This is a genomic window from Proteus penneri, assembly GCF_022369495.1.
Lineage (GTDB): Bacteria > Pseudomonadota > Gammaproteobacteria > Enterobacterales > Enterobacteriaceae > Proteus > Proteus penneri.
On sequence record NZ_CP059690.1, the window covers coordinates 515,889 to 535,568 of the forward strand.

Below are 19,680 nucleotides of genomic sequence, written 5' to 3' on the forward strand. Positions count from 1 at the left end.
TTTGTTGTTATTATAGCGTGGATCTTATTGCGTGTTTTGTCGCAAAATTTCATGTTTTCATCGTTATTATAAAGAAAATTCTCGGTATCAAATAAATCCTCTTATACAGTCATTTAACAAGGATAACGAGGTATCTAAGGAGTAGATATTTATGCCATTAAGCCGTTGTTGTTTTATAAAAATACCTTTACTTTCTTTTTTGCATGATTTTTTTGTTTTTATTAAGTTTTGTCTGCCTTTTTCACTATTATTTCTGTTACCTAAAACCCGCCGTAAACAACTTGCTATAAGCTATATTATTGTTTGTTTATATTGGTTTGTTTCAATTAATTCGCTTTCATTATTGATATTATTTTCTATATTAAGCTTTTATTTGTTAATACTCTCTTTCTTTGATGCGGACTATTTTCTTCTGCCTAATACATTGACTTATTGGTTAATATTTTTAGGGTTGTTGTGTAATTATACTGCATATGGATTAGTGCCTTTCGATCATGCTTTTTATGGTTTTTTAGGTGGTGTAGGGCTTTTTTATGGCATCTATCTGTGGGGATATTTTATCTGCCAAAAATGTGTTTTAGGTTTTGGTGATGTGAAATTATTTGGGGCTATTGGTGCATGGTGTGGATTAGAAAAGTTGCCCTATATTCTTTTATTAGGTTCTTTTTTAGGATTAAGTATTTATTGTGCGGTATTTATCACAACAAAAGATCGTATAAAAAAAGTGGCATTTGGTTCTTGCCTTTCATTTTCAACATTAATGGTATTAAGTTTCTACTTTTCGTCTTATCACTCCTTTAATTAATTGGTTTCAATCTTCTTGGTTAGAAAATTATAACAAGGCCACCAAAGAGTAAGAATAGAAATAAAGAAGGCAGTGTGCGGAAATTAATCAGCACACTGAAAAGGAGATCATAGATTTTCTGTTATAAATTGTTGCCAACGTTTTGTATCGCCTAAATATTTTTCAACTGGTATTAGGTGATAACCTTGAGCATCTTCAATAAATAACGTAGGAAAACCGCGACCATTAACTTGAGCCATTAATTGCTGTGTCTGGCTTAAATGTTGTTGAATTTGTGTTTCACTAATTTCAGATAGTAAGGATGCAAATTGTTCAACATCAAAGCCAAGTTTTTTCACAATAAATAACAGTGTGTCTTTATCACTGATATTTAAGCCATCAAGGTAATAGGCTTCTTGTAGTGCTTTTAATAAATAAACATCTCGCTTTCCCATTCTTTCAGCAATAAGAATGGCTGAAATAGGTAGCAGTGAGTTTAATACCATTTCAGTGTTGCCAAGAGTGTCTCGGTATGCGTGACTAAAAACTTGACCTGATAACTGGCTAATACGTTCATCAATAGGTGTGACGTGCTCTTTCCACGATTGACCACCCGTTACGGCTCTTGCAGATGTAAATAATCCACCACCATGTAACTTAATGGAATTAGGAAATGCATTGCTTACGACTTCAATCAGAGGCGCAATGCCGTAGCACCAACCACACAGAGGATCATAAACATAGTGCAATATTTTAGTACCTTGGGTATTACCTGTATTGCTTGCTACTGAGGCCACTGCATCTCTCCTTTTAGTACTTTTGCACTAAGTTCTAGGCTTGATTTATCAGCTAAATTCTGATGATTTTTTTCCATAGCTGCAATAAATTCATCTGAATTTTTCGTCTTTTCAAGATTTTTCTCAGCTTCAATTAGGTAATTCATTGTAAAGTCAACAGCTTGTAGATTGTACGTTGCTTTTGGTAAATAGTGACCAGGAATAACCGTTTTTGGGGATAGTGATTTTATTTGTTGTAACGCACTAATCCAATGTTGGCGTTCTTCCACAGTTTGAGTGTCTGCCAGCCAAACATGAATATTTTCAGAAACTAAAACACCGCCCATTACTGCATTAAGTTTTGGAACATAAAGGTATGTTCTATCTGGATATTGTCCGTCTAACCCTTTGACTGAAATGGTTTCACCTTCTAGCGGAAAACTATCACCTTTTAGTACTTCGGGAAGGATGATTTTCTGAGGAGCATTTTCTTTAAGTACAGGCCCCCAGTAGGCAAGTTTTCCTGCTTGAGTTTCATTAATGGCTTTAATTGTGGGTTCTGTAGCAATCACTTTGGCATTTGGAAATGCATCAGTAATGACATCTAACCCAAAATAAAAATCGGGATCAGAATGGCTGATATAGATATAAGTCAGGTTTTTTCCAGAGGCTTTTATCTTATCAACTAACGCTTGTGCATCATTTTTTTGAAACTGTGCATCAATTAAAACAGCATCTTTATCACCATAAATTATTTCAGATGAAACAGGAAAAACACTCGCTTCTCCTGGGTTATAAATATCTAATGTTAAATCAGTTGCTAGTGTTGATGTTGCGAAGAACGCAGTAGTTGCAAGTGTTAAAGGCAGTAATTTTTTCATCTTTTGTTTTCTCCATAATGTTGTTGCTGACTATAATATGTTGCATAAAACAAGAGAAAAACCCTATTTTAGGCAATTAATTGTTGCGTAAATCGAGTAAATAGAATGGATAAAATAAAAGCATCAGAAGTGTTTGTAACCATTGTGAAACAAGGAAGCATGATAAAAGCGGCTGATTATCTAGGTATGTCTAGAGCCATGGTGACGCGTTATTTAAATGAAATGGAAGAGTGGGCTGGCGTGCGCTTATTGCATAGAACGACACGTAAACAAAGCTTAACATCAGTTGGTGAAATGGTTTATGAGCAGAGTTTACAGCTATTAGAAATGGCTGAACGTATTCCTGCCAATATTCCGAAAGAACGTCATCAAATCAGTGGGCTTGTTCGTATTACCAGTTCACAATCGTTAGCAAATAGTATTTTGTCAGTGGCGATATGTGAGTTTATGCAACGTTATCCTTTAATTGCGGTTGATTTACAAATTACTAATCAAACCGTGAATTTGGTGGAAGAGCGTATTGATATTGCCTTACGTATTACCAATCATCTTGAACCTAATTTAATCGCACGCTCACTAGCGACATGTCTTTCGGTGGTGTGTGCTCATAAAGATTACTTAGCAAAAAAAGGTATACCTCAAACGCCAGATGAACTGGCTCAGCATCAATGTTTAACTTACCGATTTTTTGGTCGTAGTTTGTGGGAGTTTAATTTGGGGGATGAACGTTATTCTGTGCCTGTTGGCGGTAATTTAAGTGCAAATGAATCGGTTGTTTTATTGCAAGCCACGTTAAAAGGAGCGGGCATATCGCTACAACCTTATTATTCTGCCAAACCTTATCTTGATAATGGAGACTTAGAACAAGTCTTGTCTGACTATCAAGCTCAACCCATGGGAATTTATGCGGTTTTAGCGAGCCGGCAAAATATGCCTACCGCTGTTAGAGCATTGTTGGATTTCTTAGTTGAATGGTTTTCATCATCACCTTATTGGTTCGCTTTATCGGGCAAAAGCTTGAGTTAGTTGTTTGGGGTAATCTGATAATGCCTCTTTCATTACATCAATAAAATAGGAAACAAGTTGTGATGAAGGGCGATGTGATGGAGTAATTAAGCTGATGGTAAAGGGAATAGAAAAACTTAAAGGGCGAAGACAAATAGATTTATCTATGTAATCAAGTGCGGTGATAGGGTTAACTATTGAAATGCCGATATTCTCGCTTACCATGGCACAAATAGAGGCTGCACTTTGCGTTTCCATCACGAGTTGTCGCCCAATTCCATCTTTAATAAATACGGTGTCAATTAATTGTCGGTAGCTATCATTGGCAGACAAGCTAATAAAGCGCTGACTTTGAAAATCCGCAGGGTATAACAATCGCTTTTTACATAATGGGTGAGATTTAGGTAACACAGCGACTTCATTGAGTGTAAGTATGGTTTCTTGTTGAGTTCCTGCTGGTGTTTGTGTGTGTTCAGTCAATCCTAAATCATAATGTTGAGCGGATAACCACTCTTCTAATAAAGGGGATTCTTGAGGAACGATGGTCAAGTTGACATCAGGATATGTATCTAGAAATTGTCGACATATTGAAGGTAATAATGATTGAGCAAATGCGGGCAAGCAGGTGATATTCAATTCTGCTTGGTTAAAATAGCGAATGTTTTCAGCTGCGTTAATTATTCTATCTAAGCCATAATAAGAACGTTGTACTTCCTCAAAAAAGCGTAATCCTTCAGTCGTGGGTTGTAAACGGCCTTTTATTCTATCAAATAATTTAAATGCTAATAGATGCTCGAGACGAGATAATTCTCTACTGACAGTGGGTTGTGATGTTTTCAGTAACTCTGCGGCTTCAGTAAGATTTTGAGTAGTCATCACAGCATGAAAAATTTCAATATGCCGCCAATTAAAAGGAGTTTTCATGGCCTATTCCTATATCACAAATGAATAGAGTGTAGCTTATTTGATATTTTTATTCCCTTTTAAGTTAATAAATAATGATTTTATTCACCTGTGACTTTTATGAGTAGATAACATGACAACATCAATAACTATGGCTCAATACCAATTAGCACAAACTTATGGAACGCCATTATGGATTTATCAAGGCGATACAATTTCTCAGCGTATTGCTCAGCTTAACTCTTTTGATGTGGTTCGTTTTGCTCAAAAAGCATGTTCCAATATTCATATCTTACGTTTAATGAAAGCACAGGGTGTGAAAGTTGATTCTGTTTCATTAGGGGAGATTGAACGTGCTTTAGTTGCGGGTTATCAAGGTGGTAGAGAAAAAAGTGAGATTGTTTTTACGGCTGATTTACTTGATGAAAGAACCATTGAACGTGTTGTTGAATTAGATATTCCTGTTAATGCAGGCTCTATTGATATGCTTCGTCAATTAGGTAAACGCAATCAAGGGCATGCGGTTTGGATTAGAATTAATCCCGGCTTTGGGCATGGTCATAGCCAAAAAACCAATACTGGTGGTGAAAATAGTAAGCATGGTATTTGGTATGAAGATGTGCCTGAAGCGTTAGCTGTGATCCAACAATACAATCTAACTCTAGTTGGTTTTCATATGCATATTGGCTCTGGTGTTGATTATCACCATCTTTCTAGTGTCTGTGATGCGATGGTAGAGCAAGTGCTTACCTCTCAAGTTGATATTCAAGCTATTTCGGCAGGAGGCGGATTATCAACGCCTTATCAAGAAGGGGATGCGACGGTCGATTTGGATCACTATTTTTCTTTATGGGATAAGGCTCGCCAACGTATTGCACAACATTTAGGGCATTCAATTGAGTTAGAAATTGAGCCGGGGCGTTTCTTAGTGGCTGAATCAGGTGTATTGATTTCACAAGTGAGAGCCGTTAAATCAATGGGAAGTCGTCATTATGTGCTGGTGGATGCTGGATTTAGTGATTTAATGCGCCCAGCAATGTATGGCAGTTATCATCAAATTTCAGTTTTAGATAGCCATGGTCAAATTAAACCAATGACAGAATTACAAGAAACGATTGTGGCAGGTCCTTTGTGTGAGTCTGGAGATGTTTTTACTCAGCAAGAGGGAGGTATGGTTGTTCCTCGTTTATTGCCTCAAGCACAGGTAGATGATTATTTAGTGATTCATGATACAGGGGCTTATGGTGCTTCAATGTCATCAAATTATAATAGTCGACCACTTATTCCTGAAGTATTGATAACAGAGGGTGTTCCTCAATTAATTCGTCGTCACCAAACAATAGAAGAGTTATTAGCATTAGAGTTAGATCTTTAATTCATTTTTTGCTTCTCAATAATTTGGTTTGGATAAAAACACCTCATGACTAAAAGTGATGAGGTGTTTGTGTTTTATCAGAGGAGATATTTCCCTTTATATCTGTTGTTAAGCAGCTTTGTCTGTTTTGATTAGGTCAGTTTTCGGCTTTTTTGCAGGCACCGCCAATGCATCAAAGTCAAATTCATCAACATTGATACTCCGTAAGCGACTCTGCTCTGCTTTGCGTAAGATATCAGCTTCTTCTTGAGTTACTCTTTTATCAGCCAGTGCTTTGTCTGCTAATTTATCTAATTGAGTAAAACTGAATTTTTTCTCGTAGAGGCGACAAATGCGGTCGAAAATAGGTTCTGCTGCCAAAATATCAAGCAATGCTTCTTCCATTAAACCATGTGGATTATGTTCACTTGGTGTTAAGAATTGGCCTCTACCAATACGATCGCGAGTTTCAGATGGTTGTTGAATAATTTGAGCCACTTTACTGTCTAGTTTATCGGATGGCAGTTTTTGCGCTTTACCTAGAGGGAAAATAATAGCGCGCATAGTACCTGCAATCATTCGGCTCGGGAAATTACGTAACAGTTCATCAATTGCATTTTCAGCTTGGTATAGACACTCTTTCACACTCCAATGCACTAATGGCAAATCGGCAGTATGACGACCTTCATCTTCATAGCGTTTTAAGACCGCAGAAGCGAGGAAGATATGGCTTAAAATATCACCCAAACGAGCAGAAATACGCTCACGACGTTTTAAACTTCCACCTAAAACTCCCATTGAAACATCAGATAATAGCGCCATATTGGCACTCAAACGGTTAATTTGTTGATAATAACGACGGGTTTCATCATTAGTGGGTGAATTACTTAATCGACCATGAGTGATACCTAACCACAAACTACGCAGGGTATTACTTACCACATGACCGATATGACCAAATAAAGCACGGTCAAAATCATGTAGGTTATTATCTCGTGCGGCTGCAATTTCATCTAATACATAAGGATGGCAACGGATAGCACCTTGACCATAAATTATCATACTACGAGTTAAAATATTGGCACCTTCAACAGTGATTGCAATAGGGGAACCTTGGTAAGAGCGAGCAACAAAGTTTGAAGGGCCAAGGCAGATCCCTTTACCACCAACAATATCCATTGCGTCGATAATGCCTCGTTGCGCTCTATGAGTACAATGATATTTGACTATGGCGGATAATACGGCAGGTTTTTCACCTAACATGATACCTGTGGTAATTAAAGTGGATGCAGCATCTAACAGATAAGCATTTCCAGCAAGGCGAGCTAATGGCTCTTCAATACCTTCCATTTTACCAATAGGAATTTTAAATTGACGACGGACACGAGAATAAGCCCCTGTTGCCATTGCTGCACTTTTTAATCCACCAGTAGAGTTTGATGGTAATGTTATGCCACGTCCAACAGAGAGACATTCCACTAGCATTCTCCACCCTTGCCCTGCCATTTTTGGTCCACCAATAATGTAATCGATAGGAACAAAAACATCTTTACCGCGAGTCGGTCCATTCATAAATGGCACGTTTAATGGGAAATGACGATGACCGATTTCAACACCTTTGACATCAGTTGGAATTAACGCGCAGGTAATACCTGGGTTTTCGTCATTGCTTAATAGATGGTCAGGATCACGCAATTTAAACGCTAGTCCTAATACGGTCGCGATAGGCGCAAGCGTGATATAGCGTTTATTCCAATTTAAGCGAATACCTAATATTTGCTCACCTTGCCATTCACCCATACAGACAACGCCACTGTCAGGGATAGCACCAGCATCGGAACCCGCTTCAGGGCTTGTTAAGGCAAAGCAAGGGATTTCATCCCCTTTGGCTAAACCAGGTAAATAGCGTTTTTTCTGTTCATCTGTGCCGTAGTGTTGTAATAGTTCACCAGGGCCTAAAGAGTTAGGTACACCAACTGTGATGGCTAAAATACCAGATACCCCAGCTAATTTTTGCAATACACGAGATTGTGCATAGGCAGAAAACTCTAATCCGCCGTACTCCTTTTTAATGATCATCGCAAAGAAGCGATTATCTTTGAGGTATTGCCAAATTTCAGGAGGTAAGTCAGCGAGTTCATGAGTGATCTCAAAGTCATTTGTCATGCGACAAACTTCTTCTACTGGACCATCAAGAAAAGCTTGTTCTTCAGCCGTTAGCTGTGGTTTAGGGTAATTATGAAGTTGTTTCCAATCTGGAGCGCCACGGAAAAGTTCACCTTCCCACCATGTTGTTCCTGCATCAATGGCTTCTTGTTCTGTTTTAGACATAGAAGGCATGACTTTTTGAAATGCTTTAAGTGCGGGTACTGAGATATAGGCTCTACGAGTAGAAGGGATAGTAAAGGGTAATAAAACCAATGCAACGGGAAGGAGTAACCAGTAACTCCAAATATTGGTGAGACCCATAACTAATGTATAAGCAATAAGCGCGAAACTACTTACTGCGATACTGAATTTGCGATAACTAAGTACGCCAATAAGAACAATAAAAAGTACGATACTGAGTAGTGTCATAATAAACTCCTGCATTTACCAAGAGATCAGAGGTCAGACCTGTTGTTTGTTATTTAGATCTAATTCAGTCACCAACTTTTATCAATATATTTACATTCTAATTACAATATAGCTCACAATTTATTCGTAAATGAGAGAAGTTAGCATTTGTCGATCATAGGTATCTTCTTTCATGACATTTAATCCGTTACACTGAGAAACAGAAAATTTCGATTACCCTTTCTGGAGTAAAAATCCTATGTACCAAGATCTTATCCGTGGTGAGTTAACAGAAGCAGCAGATACCCTTTCTCGCTTTCTTCAAGATGATGCAAACATTGAAGCTATTCAAAAAGCGGCTGTATTATTAGCAGATTCTTTTAAAGCTGGTGGCAAAGTATTATCTTGTGGTAATGGTGGTTCTCATTGTGACGCCATGCACTTTGCAGAAGAATTAACTGGACGTTACCGCGAAAATCGCCCTGGCTATCCTGCTATTGCTATCTCAGATGTAAGCCATATTTCATGTGTAAGTAATGATTTTGGCTATGAATATATCTTCTCTCGTTATGTTGAAGCTGTGGGTAAAGAAGGTGACGTTCTGCTAGGTATTTCAACCTCAGGTAATTCAGGCAATATCATCAAAGCAATTAGTGCTGCACGAGAAAAAGGCATGAAAGTCATTACTCTGACAGGTAAAGACGGTGGCAAAATGGACGGTACAGCGGATATTGAAATTCGCGTTCCTCATTTTGGTTATGCTGATCGCATTCAAGAAATCCATATCAAAGTTATCCATATTCTGATCCAATTAATTGAAAAAGAAATGGAAAAATAATTTGTTGATATTGCTATAAATTAGCAATAAACATCGGCAAGAAGGAGTGAGCGATGTGTGAATTGTTAGGCATGAGTGCAAATGTACCGACAGATATTAATTTCAGTCTAAGTGGGTTAATTCCAAGAGGGGGCAAAACAGGGCCTCATAAAGATGGTTGGGGAATTACTTTCTACGAAGGATTAGGATGCCGTACATTTAAAGATCCTCAAGCTAGCGCAATTTCGCCAGTCGCTCGCTTCGTGCAAGAATATCCAATTAAATCAGAGGCAGTGGTCGCTCATATTCGTCAAGCGAATCGAGGGAATGTCTCTTTAGAAAATACCCATCCTTTTACCCGTGAATTATGGGGAAAAAATTGGACTTATGCGCATAATGGTCAACTAAAAGGTTATCAATCTCTTGAAACAGGGCGCTTTAGAGCCATCGGTCAAACAGACAGTGAAAAAGCTTTTTGCTGGATCTTAAATCAGCTCGAGAATCGTTATAAACGAACCCCTGTGAATTGGCCAGCTGTATTTCGTTTTATTGCTGTTTTAGCCTCTCAATTAAAGCAAAAAGGGGTTTTTAATATGCTGTTGTCAGATGGCCGATTTGTAATGGCATATTGTTCAACGAATTTACACTGGATCACACGTAAAGCGCCTTTCGGCAAAGCCAAATTACTTGATCAAGATGTAGAAATCGATTTCCAGCAACACACACAATCCGATGATGTTGTTTCTGTTATTTCAACATTACCATTAACTGGAAATGAGTCTTGGCAGCGTATTCCTGCAGGTGAGTTTGTCTTATTTGATCGTGGTGTTCGTATTCTGTAACCATCTGTTTTCACTATTTTGCGATAAGTTAATTACAGGGGTTACACTATTAGGTGAAGCCAAAGTGCTATTAACGAAATAACGCCCATCTTGAACAGTAATAGATGGGATTTTTTTGTATGCTTCAACATATTGGTAGGCAGGCATAAGTTGTTGCCAAAAATCCATATCTTTTGAATACTGGTGTTTTTTCATATTTTCAGCAGTCATTTTAAATGGAAAAATATGAATGTTAATCGTAGATTGACCTCTTTGTAGCGCCAATTCAGCATACTGATAAATTTCATCCATCACAGGATCTGTCATTGCATAGCAACCTACTGATTTACATGCACCGTGGATCATTAAAAAATCGCCAGTGTATCCTTTTGATTTATCATATTGATTAGGAAATCCTAGGTTAATAGCTCGGTAAAATCGACTGTTCGGATTTAATTGTGAGAAATTAACCTGATAAAAGCCCTCAGGGCTTTTTAAATCACCTTGAAACTTTTTAGGTCCAAGACCTCCAGAATAGCTACAAATAGGGTAGGTACGTACTTTTTCTAATTGTCCATCTAATTTTTCCGTATACAGTTCAAGTAAACTTTCTTCTTTGAAAATCTGAATATAGATGGGCTGACCTGTACTTTTTTTAACAGGTTTCATTAGAAAACTTAAACTGTTATCGGCGTTAACTAATAAGGAAATTAACATTAATGTTAAAAAACTGATTAGTTGTTTTGCGTGACTGGTCATGGTTTTATCAGAAAAATAGCTTAAAATTTGTTGATAAAGTAGATCGTAGATTGCTATGAAGCAATAAATTTGTAAATTAAAATCTGATATAGTTTCTTTTCTTTTACAAAATATTCTGTATGAAATTTAATCGCTAGTCGAAAAAGATGATATTTTAATTCGGTTTATACGAGTTGTTAACGTTTCAGTCAAAATAATATTCCCATTTGCTTGAGCTAAATCACTCGAATAGTCAGACAGGTTCAGGCTGAGATGATAAAATTCAGTTCGGCGGAATAAGAGAAAATAGTAACAATTATCGGAGATAAATAACTTAGGGTTCAAAAACACCTTAAGATGTTTTTATTACAGAGTCGCTACATTTTCGGGGTGAATTTGTAGCTTAGGGTTTAACTGATAAACTTGTGCAAATCTTATGATTAAAATTAAAAAAGGACTCGACCTCCCAATTGCAGGAGCGCCTGCCCAAGTGATAGAAGACGGACCCGCGATTCGACGCGTAGCATTGCTAGGTGAAGAATATGTCGGTATGCGTCCTTCTATGATGGTTTCGGAAGGTGAGCATGTAAAAAAAGGGCAAATTCTTTTTGAAGATAAAAAGAATGCCGGTGTTGTTTTCACCAGCCCAGCTTGTGGTAAAGTCGTTGAAATTAACCGCGGCGAACGCCGTGTGTTCCAATCTATCGTTATCGAAATTGATGGCGATGAAGAAATCACCTTTAACCGTTATGATAGCTCAACGCTTTCAGACCTGACCCGCGAACAAGTCGAAACTAACCTTGTTAATTCGGGAATGTGGACTGCGTTAAGGACACGTCCTTATAGTCGTACTCCGCATTTAGGCACAACACCTGTCGCCATTTTTGTCTCTGCGATGGATACTAATCCACTAGCAGCCGATCCTATGGTTATTATAGAGCAAAATGAGAAGGCATTTAATGATGGCCTTGTTGTTTTAACTCGTTTAACCGAAGGTAAAGTCTATGTTTGTCATGGTGAAAAATCGCCGACAAAATTAAATGACGGACAAATTAGCTATAACCAATTTGCAGGCCCACATCCTGCAGGATTAGTCGGTACGCATATCCATTTCTTAGAACCTGTGAGTACTAAGAAAATGGTTTGGCATTTAAATTATCAAGATGTCATTGCTATTGGTTATCTGTTTACAACAGGTTCTTTATATACAGAACGTGTTGTTGCATTAGCCGGCCCTCAAGTAAAAGCACCTCGTTTAGTGCGTACTTATTTAGGGGCTGATCTCTATGAGTTAACGAAAGATCAATTAGTTGATGGTGAGAATCGCATTATTTCTGGCTCTGTATTATGGGGATGGAAATCTGATAAGGCTCATCACTATTTAGGTCGTTTCCATAACCAAGTTTCTGTATTGCGTGAAGGTCGTGATAAAGAGTTATTTGGTTGGGGTATGCCAGGTAGCGATAAATTTTCTATCACGCGTACAACTATCGGTCACTTCTTAAAAAATAAACGCTTTGCATTTACAACCACAATGAATGGTGGTGAACGTTCGATGGTACCAATTGGTAACTATGAGCGAGTGATGCCTTTAGACATTATGGCAACGCATTTATTACGTGATTTAATTGTAGGTGATACTGACAGTTCTCAAGCTTTAGGTTGTTTGGAATTGGATGAAGAAGATTTGGGATTATGTACTTATGTTTGCCCAAGCAAATATGAGTATGGCCCAGCACTGCGCCAAGTATTGACCAAAATTGAGCAGGAAGGGTAACTCATGGGTTTGAAAAATTTATTTGAAAAAGTAGAGCACCATTTTGAGCCCGGTGGCAAATTAGCAAAATGGTATGTGCTTTATGAAGCAGTTACCACGGTATTTTATACGCCAGGTACTGTCACGCGTAATGGTGGTCATGTTCGTGACACTATTGACCTAAAACGCATGATGATCTTAGTTTGGTTGTCCGTTTTCCCTGCAATGTTTTGGGGAATGTATAATGTCGGTCATCAAGCGATCCCTGCACTTAATCAGTTATATAGCGGTGCTGAATTACAGCAAATAATTGCTTCAGATTGGCACTATCGTCTTGCTGAATTCCTCGGCGCATCATTAACAACAGATGCTGGATGGGCAAGTAAGATGCTACTTGGTGCAACTTACTTTTTACCTATTTATCTTGTTGTTTTTGTGGTTGGTGGATTTTGGGAAGTTCTTTTTGCCTTTATTCGTGGTCATGAAATTAACGAAGGTTTCTTTGTTACATCAATCTTATTTGCCTTGATCGTACCGCCAACATTACCACTTTGGCAGGCTGCATTAGGTATTACGTTTGGTGTGGTTATTGCGAAAGAAATCTTTGGTGGTACAGGACGTAACTTCTTAAACCCAGCATTAGCAGGTCGTGCATTCCTGTTTTTTGCATATCCTGCTCAAATTTCAGGTGATCTAGTTTGGACTGCGGCAGATGGCTTCTCAGGTGCGACACCATTATCACAATGGTCTGTATCGGGTGAAAGTGCATTATTAAATACCGTCACTCAACAACCTATCTCTTGGATGGATGCTTTCCTTGGAAATATTCCAGGATCGATCGGTGAAGTTTCAACATTGATGATTTTAATCGGCGGTGCTGTCATTCTTTTTGCCCGAATTGCTTCATGGCGTATTGTTGCTGGGGTAATGGTGGGCATGATTGTAATGTCATACCTATTTAATTTTATCGGTTCAGATACCAATCCTCTCTTCTCAATGCCTTGGCACTGGCACTTAGTATTAGGTGGTTTTGCTTTCGGTATGATGTTTATGGCAACAGATCCAGTATCTGCATCGTTTACCGATAAAGGTAAATGGGCATACGGTATTTTGATTGGCGTAATGGCTGTGCTTATTCGTGTCGTCAATCCGGCTTACCCAGAAGGTATGATGCTGGCAATCTTATTCGCAAACTTATTTGCACCACTGTTCGATTACGTGGTTGTTCAGGCGAATATTAAGCGGAGAAAAGCTCGTGGCTAAAGAGAAAAACAAAGATAGCGTCGCAAGAACGTTCCTCGTTGTATTTATTCTATGTCTTGTGTGTTCTGTGGTAGTAGCAGGAGCTGCTGTTGGGCTTAAGTCTAAACAAGAAGAACAGAAACTTCTTGATAAACAACGTAATATTCTTGATGTTGCGGGTCTGCTTGTACCGAAAATGAGTGCGACAGATGTACTGAAAGTGTATGACACTCGAATTAAAGCAAAAATTGTTAATTTTCAGACAGGTGAGCTGACTGATAGTAAAGGCAATTTTGATTTAAATGCTGAATTACGTAGCGATGAAACATCTATTGCGTTATCGCCAGCTGAAGATATTGCTAAAATTCGTCGTCGTGCCAATACCGCTGAAGTTTACTTCGTTCTCGATGCTCAAGGTAAAACAACGGAAGTTGTGCTACCTGTATATGGTTCAGGTTTATGGTCTGTCATGTACGCTTTCGTAGCTGTAGATATTGATGGAGTAACAGCGAAAGGGATTACTTATTATTCACATGGTGAAACACCAGGGTTAGGCGGTGAAGTCGATAACCCACAGTGGAAAGCACAATGGAAAGGTAAGCGTTTACTGACTGAAGAAGGTATTCCCGCGATTAAGATTGTGCGTGGTGGCGCATCTGACAGTCCTTATGGTATTGATGGGCTTTCTGGAGCAACATTGACCTCAAATGGTATCCAGCATATGTTCGATTTCTGGTTAGGTGAAAAAGGTTTCGGCCCATTCCTGAAAAAAGTTCGTGAAGGAGAGATCAATGGCTGATACAAAAGAAATTAAACGAGTTTTACTTGGGCCATTGTTAGATAACAACCCGATTGCCTTACAGGTGTTAGGTGTGTGTTCTGCATTGGCGGTAACAACAAAACTTGAAACTGCATTAGTGATGACAATTGCGGTGACTTTAGTTACTGCATTTTCAAACTTTTTTATCTCACTAATCCGTAATTACATACCAAGTAGTGTTCGTATTATTGTTCAAATGGCGATTATTGCTTCATTAGTTATCGTTGTTGACCAAGTTTTACAAGCTTATGCCTATGAGATTTCTAAGCAACTCTCTGTTTTCGTTGGCCTTATCATTACTAACTGTATTGTAATGGGGCGTGCTGAAGCTTACGCAATGAAATCGCCTCCTATTGAAAGTTTTATGGATGGTATTGGTAACGGCTTAGGCTATGGCGTTATCTTGATCCTTGTTGGTTTTTTACGTGAGCTCTTTGGTTCAGGTAAATTATTCGGCATTACCGTGATGGAATCTATTCAGAATGGTGGCTGGTATCAGCCTAATGGTTTATTCCTGTTAGCTCCAAGTGCATTCTTTATCATTGGCTTGCTAATTTGGGGATTACGTACATTAAAACCTGCACAGGTTGAAGAGGACTAATCGCCATGGAACATTATATAAGCCTATTTGTTCGTGCTGTTTTTATTGAGAATATGGCGCTCGCATTCTTCTTAGGGATGTGTACATTTCTCGCTGTTTCTAAAAATGTAAAAACAGCTTTTGGATTAGGTATCGCTGTTACCGTTGTTCTAGGTCTTTCTGTACCGTTGAATAACTTGGTTTACAACTATGTGTTACGTGATAATGCATTAATGGAAGGTGTTGATTTAAGTTTCTTAAACTTTATCACTTTCATTGGTGTGATTGCAGCACTGGTACAAATCCTAGAAATGATTTTAGATCGTTATTTCCCAGCGCTGTATAACGCACTAGGGATCTTCTTGCCACTTATTACCGTTAACTGCGCCATCTTCGGTGGTGTGTCATTTATGGCACAACGTGACTATAACTTTAGCGAGTCTATTGTTTATGGTTTCGGTTCCGGAATTGGTTGGATGTTAGCCATCGTATTACTGGCTTCTATCCGTGAGAAAATGAAGTACGCGGATGTACCGGCAGGTATGAAAGGGTTAGGCGTTACTTTTGTCACCACAGGGTTGATGGCATTAGGTTTCATGTCCTTCTCTGGTGTTCAGCTATAAAGGGTGAGAAGAACTCATGGATATAATTATTCTAGGTGTCGTGATGTTTACCCTGATTGTATTGGTATTAACAGCGTTGATTTTGTTCGCAAAATCAAAACTGGTCAATACAGGGGATATTTCTGTTGAGGTCAATGGAGACCCAGACAAAAGTTTTAATGCACCAGCAGGTGATAAATTACTTAACGTATTATCAAATGAAGGTATTTTTATTTCATCAGCTTGCGGTGGTGGTGGCTCTTGTGGTCAGTGTCGCGTTAAAGTGCTGGAAGGTGGTGGTGATATTTTACCGACAGAACTTTCACATATTAACAAACGTGAAGCTAAAGAAGGTTGTCGTTTAGCGTGTCAGGTAAACGTAAAAAATAACCTGAAATTAGAATTACCAGAAGAAATCTTCGGTGTTAAAAAGTGGGAATGTGAAGTTATCTCAAATGATAATAAAGCCACTTTCATTAAAGAATTAGTGTTAAAAATCCCTGAAGGTGAGGTTGTACCTTTCCGTGCTGGTGGATTTATTCAAATCGAATGTCCTCCTCATACGGTACGTTATGAAGATTTTGATGTACCAGAAGAGTATCGTGAAGATTGGGATAAATTTAATTTGTTCCGTTATGTTTCTGAAGTAAAAGAAACCACAGTACGTGCTTATTCAATGGCAAACTACCCAGAAGAGCATGGCATTATCATGTTAAACGTGCGTATTGCAACACCTCCGCCACGTAATCCTGATGTGCCACCAGGAATTATGTCATCGTATATTTGGTCGTTAAAACCGGGTGATAAGGTGACAATTTCAGGGCCATTTGGTGAATTCTTCGCTAAAGAAACTGATGCAGAGATGATCTTTATTGGTGGTGGTGCAGGTATGGCACCAATGCGCTCACACATTTTTGATCAGTTAAAACGCTTACATTCTAAACGTAAAATCAGCTTCTGGTATGGTGCTCGTTCTGTGCGTGAAATGTTCTACACTGAAGACTTCGATATGCTTGCAAAAGAAAACGAAAACTTCACATGGCATGTCGCACTTTCAGACGCCTTACCTGAAGATAACTGGACGGGATATACTGGATTTATTCACAATGTGTTGTTTGAGAATTACCTCAAAAATCATCCAGCACCAGAAGATTGTGAATTCTATATGTGTGGACCGCCAGTGATGAACGCAGCTGTTATTAAAATGCTCAAAGATTTAGGCGTTGAAGATGAAAACATTATGCTGGATGACTTTGGCGGTTGATCCTAACCTCCGATCAAGCATAAATGAATGAAATGACAAGCGCCCACTTATGTGGGCGCTCATGATCAGAAGAGAGAGTTATGTTAAAAAGAAAGATGATAAATTGGATAGTGATGCTGTCCGCATTAGTTCTATTATCTGCATGTGGTGAAAAGCAGCAGGTATTAGAAGGCGAAACCATGGGAACTTATTACTCGATTAAATATGTTCCTGACAGTAACTCCCCTCCACAAAACGTCTTACAAACAGAAATTGATCGTATTCTTGAAGAAGTTAACGATCAAATGTCAACATATCGTCCTCATTCTGAATTGAGTCGTTTCAATCAAAGCCGTGAAATTAATACCCCATTTCCCGTTTCGCCTGCTACCGCTAAAGTTGTGAGTGAAGCCATTCGTATTAATAAAATGACTGATGGTGCTTTAGATGTGACTGTTGGGCCGTTAGTCAATTTATGGGGATTTGGCCCAGAGGGTCGATTTACTCACCAGCCTTCTGAAGATGAATTATCAAAGCGTAAGCAGTGGATTGGCATTGATTACTTATCTGTTGAAGGAAATACACTGATCAAGAAGATCCCTGAGCTTTATGTCGATCTCTCTTCTATTGCTAAAGGATATGGTGTTGATGCTGTTGCTGAGTATTTAATATCACAGAATATCACTAACTATATGGTTGATATTGGTGGTGAAGTAAGAACACAAGGTGTAAATGGTAATGACAAGCCTTGGCGTATAGCGATTGAGAAACCAGCTAATGATGGTACAAAACAGAGTGTTCAGTTAATTATTGAACCGGGTGATAATTCAATTGCAACCTCTGGTGATTACCGTAACTATTTTGAAGAAAACGGTATCCGTTATTCCCATACTATTGACCCAACCACAGGCCATCCTATTAAACATAATCTTGTTTCTATCACTGTGATTGTACCAACTTGTATGAGTGCTGATGGTCTTTCGACAGGATTGAATGTGTTAGGACCTGAAAAAGGGTTAGAAGTAGCAAATAAACTAAATATTCCTGTCTTTATGATAGTGAAAACTGAAAATGGGTTTGAAGAGCGTTATAGTAAAGCATTCGCCCCATTCTTAAAAAAATAGAATTTAAGGAGAGAAGGTTATGTTAAAAATATTTCTTTTTGCCTTCATCTTATTCTTGATTGCCTTCTTTGGAATGGCGTTAGGATATATTGTAAAGCGTAAAAGCCTTCAAGGCAGTTGCGGTGGTTTAGGGGCTATGGGTATAGAAAAAGAGTGTGATTGCCCTGAACCTTGTGATGCACGTAAAAAACGTATGGCAAAAGAGTCTGCACGAGAAGAGTTACTGAAAAAGAATCGAATTCTTTAATAATAAAAAATATATTTAGATAAAAAAAGAGTGATGAGATTTATATCTATCACTCTTTTTTATTTCACTCATTCTGTAAATACGAAAACGCTAAAAGGTTTTTAATAAAATAGAAGTAGGATAATAAAAAGCAACACCTATTAATAAAGGTTTACTTCCATGGATAAGGGTTTTGCCCCTCCCATTCTAAAACTTCTTTTTTGGCTTCTTCGTAGGTATAGCCATAATGTTCTTGAAGTTTACCAATCAATTGCTCTCTAGTGCCTTCGATAACATCAAGTTCATCATGCGTGATTTTTCCCCACTTTTCTTTTACTTTTCCTTTGAATAAATTCCAGTCACCAGAGATTTTATTGTTTAACATTTTATTCCTCCTTACTTATTTCTATCGGATGATATTATTAAGTGTAGAAGAGAATAACGTGAAGATAAAAGTGTAAACCTAAATAGGATTATTTATCCTTTTCTAAATATTTTCATTTTTGCTGGAGAGTCGACCATAACAGCATCAGCACCTAATTCTGTGGCTTGAGTATAATCTTTCTCTGTATTGATCCCGAAAAGAACAATATGAGCATTGCCACCAGCACGAAAACAAGACATGGCATCCTTATCCCAACTCAGAATAGATTTTGAGCGAGCTTCACCTAGTGTGTACTTCTCAACGACCTCTACTTTGCGGTGAAGCTCAAGTCCATACCAACGAGTAATATCTAAATTTTCAGGTAGCAGGCAAACATGGCTCATTGTGATATTGGCTAAAATATCACGAGTAATATCACGACTTTCAAAACGCTCTACATTAGTCGGGAGTGCTTCAAGAAAGGCGGTATTAGTAGAATAAACACGGGTTCTATCAAGTGCATTATGTTTACTGAGAACTGTAGCTAACGCTTCACCTTGAATAACGGGATCAGCATCTGGTGATTTTAAATCAAGATAAAACTGTGTTGTGGGGAATTGAGTTAAGATCTCATCCAATGTCGGAATAGTGACACCTTTATTTCGATAAGGAAATTGTTGTGCTTCACCAAATTTATAGCCCGCATCCCATTGTTTAAGCTGTTGTGCAGTAAAGTCAGAAATACTACCTTGCCCATTTGTTAAGCTTTTTAAGTCGTTAGGGCGGTAAAGAACAGGAATATTATCTTTCGATAATTGAATAGTGATCCAAATTGCATCAGCTTGATTAGAGAGTGCTGTTTTTATAGCAATTTCAGTATTTTCTGGGGCATCAGCTGTGCCACCACGATGTGCGATAATTTTAGGAGATGCCATAAGAATTACAGAATAACAAAAGAGAGAAATAGCGATGAATAATTTGATCATGAAAAATTATTTCCTTGTTTTATATATAGTTACAAAACAATATTTAAAATTAATGTAATTAGTCAACGAGCAAAAACAATTTATCACCACTTTGTGACAATT

The 19,680-nt window shown here is 38.2% G+C and carries 20 protein-coding genes; 13 read left to right on the plus strand and 7 right to left on the minus strand.

Translation table 11 applies throughout. The annotated features are described in order from the left end of the window. Positions 1-151 precede the first annotated feature (151 nt). Positions 152-805 carry a prepilin peptidase gene (locus tag H1225_RS02205; RefSeq protein WP_161729913.1) on the plus strand — a complete coding sequence of 218 codons (654 nt, stop codon included), beginning with the start codon at positions 152-154 and terminating at the stop codon, positions 803-805. Positions 806-912: 107 nt separating this feature from the next. Here the strand turns inward: H1225_RS02205 and H1225_RS02210 are convergent, their stop codons facing one another. After that, complete coding sequence (locus H1225_RS02210; protein ID WP_109848513.1) at positions 913-1,581, minus strand: DsbA family protein; 669 nt, start codon at positions 1,579-1,581, stop codon at positions 913-915. After that, positions 1,569-2,441, minus strand: coding sequence for an MBL fold metallo-hydrolase (locus tag H1225_RS02215; RefSeq protein WP_161748321.1), 873 nt, complete (start codon positions 2,439-2,441; stop codon positions 1,569-1,571). The genes H1225_RS02210 and H1225_RS02215 overlap by 13 nt, the downstream gene beginning before the upstream one ends. A gap of 105 nt (positions 2,442-2,546) precedes the next feature. Here H1225_RS02215 and H1225_RS02220 point away from each other — a divergent pair, with 105 nt between their 5' ends. Further along, positions 2,547-3,467: a LysR family transcriptional regulator gene (locus H1225_RS02220; RefSeq protein WP_161727700.1), complete on the plus strand. Its 921-nt coding sequence runs from the start codon at positions 2,547-2,549 to the stop codon at positions 3,465-3,467. Here the strand turns inward: H1225_RS02220 and H1225_RS02225 are convergent. Continuing rightward, positions 3,444-4,370: a LysR family transcriptional regulator gene (locus H1225_RS02225; RefSeq protein ID WP_109848512.1), complete on the minus strand. Its 927-nt coding sequence runs from the start codon at positions 4,368-4,370 to the stop codon at positions 3,444-3,446. The genes H1225_RS02220 and H1225_RS02225 overlap by 24 nt on opposite strands. Positions 4,371-4,482: 112 nt before the next feature. Between H1225_RS02225 and lysA the strand changes: the two genes are divergently transcribed. Continuing rightward, positions 4,483-5,724, plus strand: a complete 1,242-nt coding sequence (gene lysA, locus H1225_RS02230; protein WP_161671433.1) for a diaminopimelate decarboxylase — start codon at positions 4,483-4,485, stop codon at positions 5,722-5,724. 108 nt (positions 5,725-5,832) lie between these two features. Here lysA and fadE read toward each other — a convergent pair whose 3' ends face one another. Then, positions 5,833-8,280, minus strand: a complete 2,448-nt coding sequence (gene fadE / locus H1225_RS02235; RefSeq protein WP_239739418.1) for an acyl-CoA dehydrogenase FadE — start codon at positions 8,278-8,280, stop codon at positions 5,833-5,835. A gap of 238 nt (positions 8,281-8,518) precedes the next feature. Here fadE and lpcA point away from each other — a divergent pair, with 238 nt between their 5' ends. Continuing rightward, positions 8,519-9,097, plus strand: coding sequence for a D-sedoheptulose 7-phosphate isomerase (gene lpcA, locus H1225_RS02240; protein WP_006534804.1), 579 nt, complete (start codon positions 8,519-8,521; stop codon positions 9,095-9,097). A gap of 53 nt (positions 9,098-9,150) precedes the next feature. After that, positions 9,151-9,918, plus strand: a complete 768-nt coding sequence (locus tag H1225_RS02245; RefSeq protein ID WP_109399037.1) for a class II glutamine amidotransferase — start codon at positions 9,151-9,153, stop codon at positions 9,916-9,918. On the opposite strand, the gene H1225_RS02250 is transcribed toward H1225_RS02245, so the two are convergent. Then, complete coding sequence (locus H1225_RS02250) at positions 9,889-10,656, minus strand: L,D-transpeptidase family protein (protein ID WP_161707126.1); 768 nt, start codon at positions 10,654-10,656, stop codon at positions 9,889-9,891. The genes H1225_RS02245 and H1225_RS02250 overlap by 30 nt on opposite strands. 415 nt (positions 10,657-11,071) lie before the next feature. On the opposite strand from H1225_RS02250, the gene H1225_RS02255 reads away from it, so the two are divergent. The 8 genes from H1225_RS02255 to nqrM all read left to right on the plus strand — a co-directional run bounded on the left by H1225_RS02255 (position 11,072) and on the right by nqrM (position 18,249). Next, entirely contained in the window at positions 11,072-12,412 is a 1,341-nt protein-coding gene (locus tag H1225_RS02255) for a Na(+)-translocating NADH-quinone reductase subunit A (RefSeq protein ID WP_109848508.1), read from the plus strand. A gap of 3 nt (positions 12,413-12,415) precedes the next feature. Then, positions 12,416-13,654 (plus strand): NADH:ubiquinone reductase (Na(+)-transporting) subunit B, encoded by a 1,239-nt coding sequence (locus tag H1225_RS02260; protein WP_072063526.1) that lies wholly within the window; start codon positions 12,416-12,418, stop codon positions 13,652-13,654. Further along, a complete protein-coding gene (locus H1225_RS02265) occupies positions 13,647-14,432 on the plus strand; it encodes a Na(+)-translocating NADH-quinone reductase subunit C (RefSeq protein ID WP_006534795.1) in 786 nt (261 codons plus the stop codon). The genes H1225_RS02260 and H1225_RS02265 overlap by 8 nt, the downstream gene beginning before the upstream one ends. Continuing rightward, complete coding sequence (locus tag H1225_RS02270) at positions 14,425-15,054, plus strand: NADH:ubiquinone reductase (Na(+)-transporting) subunit D (RefSeq protein ID WP_004244801.1); 630 nt, start codon at positions 14,425-14,427, stop codon at positions 15,052-15,054. Before H1225_RS02265 ends, H1225_RS02270 begins: the two co-directional genes overlap by 8 nt. Before the next feature lie 5 nt (positions 15,055-15,059). Further along, positions 15,060-15,656 carry an NADH:ubiquinone reductase (Na(+)-transporting) subunit E gene (gene nqrE / locus H1225_RS02275; RefSeq protein ID WP_006534792.1) on the plus strand — a complete coding sequence of 199 codons (597 nt, stop codon included), beginning with the start codon at positions 15,060-15,062 and terminating at the stop codon, positions 15,654-15,656. 16 nt (positions 15,657-15,672) lie between these two features. Further along, a complete protein-coding gene (gene nqrF / locus H1225_RS02280) occupies positions 15,673-16,899 on the plus strand; it encodes an NADH:ubiquinone reductase (Na(+)-transporting) subunit F (protein WP_072063525.1) in 1,227 nt (408 codons plus the stop codon). An 80-nt stretch (positions 16,900-16,979) separates the two neighbouring features. Further along, positions 16,980-18,002 (plus strand): FAD:protein FMN transferase, encoded by a 1,023-nt coding sequence (locus H1225_RS02285; protein ID WP_006534789.1) that lies wholly within the window; start codon positions 16,980-16,982, stop codon positions 18,000-18,002. A gap of 19 nt (positions 18,003-18,021) precedes the next feature. Then, positions 18,022-18,249, plus strand: coding sequence for a (Na+)-NQR maturation NqrM (gene nqrM, locus H1225_RS02290; RefSeq protein ID WP_036932601.1), 228 nt, complete (start codon positions 18,022-18,024; stop codon positions 18,247-18,249). Between the two features lie 151 nt (positions 18,250-18,400). Here the strand turns inward: nqrM and H1225_RS02295 are convergent, their stop codons facing one another. Together H1225_RS02295 and H1225_RS02300 are read right to left on the minus strand one after the other, a co-directional pair. Next, positions 18,401-18,613, minus strand: a complete 213-nt coding sequence (locus H1225_RS02295) for a CsbD family protein (RefSeq protein ID WP_006534787.1) — start codon at positions 18,611-18,613, stop codon at positions 18,401-18,403. Positions 18,614-18,705: 92 nt separating this feature from the next. Then, complete coding sequence (locus H1225_RS02300; protein ID WP_161706594.1) at positions 18,706-19,578, minus strand: glycerophosphodiester phosphodiesterase family protein; 873 nt, start codon at positions 19,576-19,578, stop codon at positions 18,706-18,708. Positions 19,579-19,680: the final 102 nt, after the last annotated feature.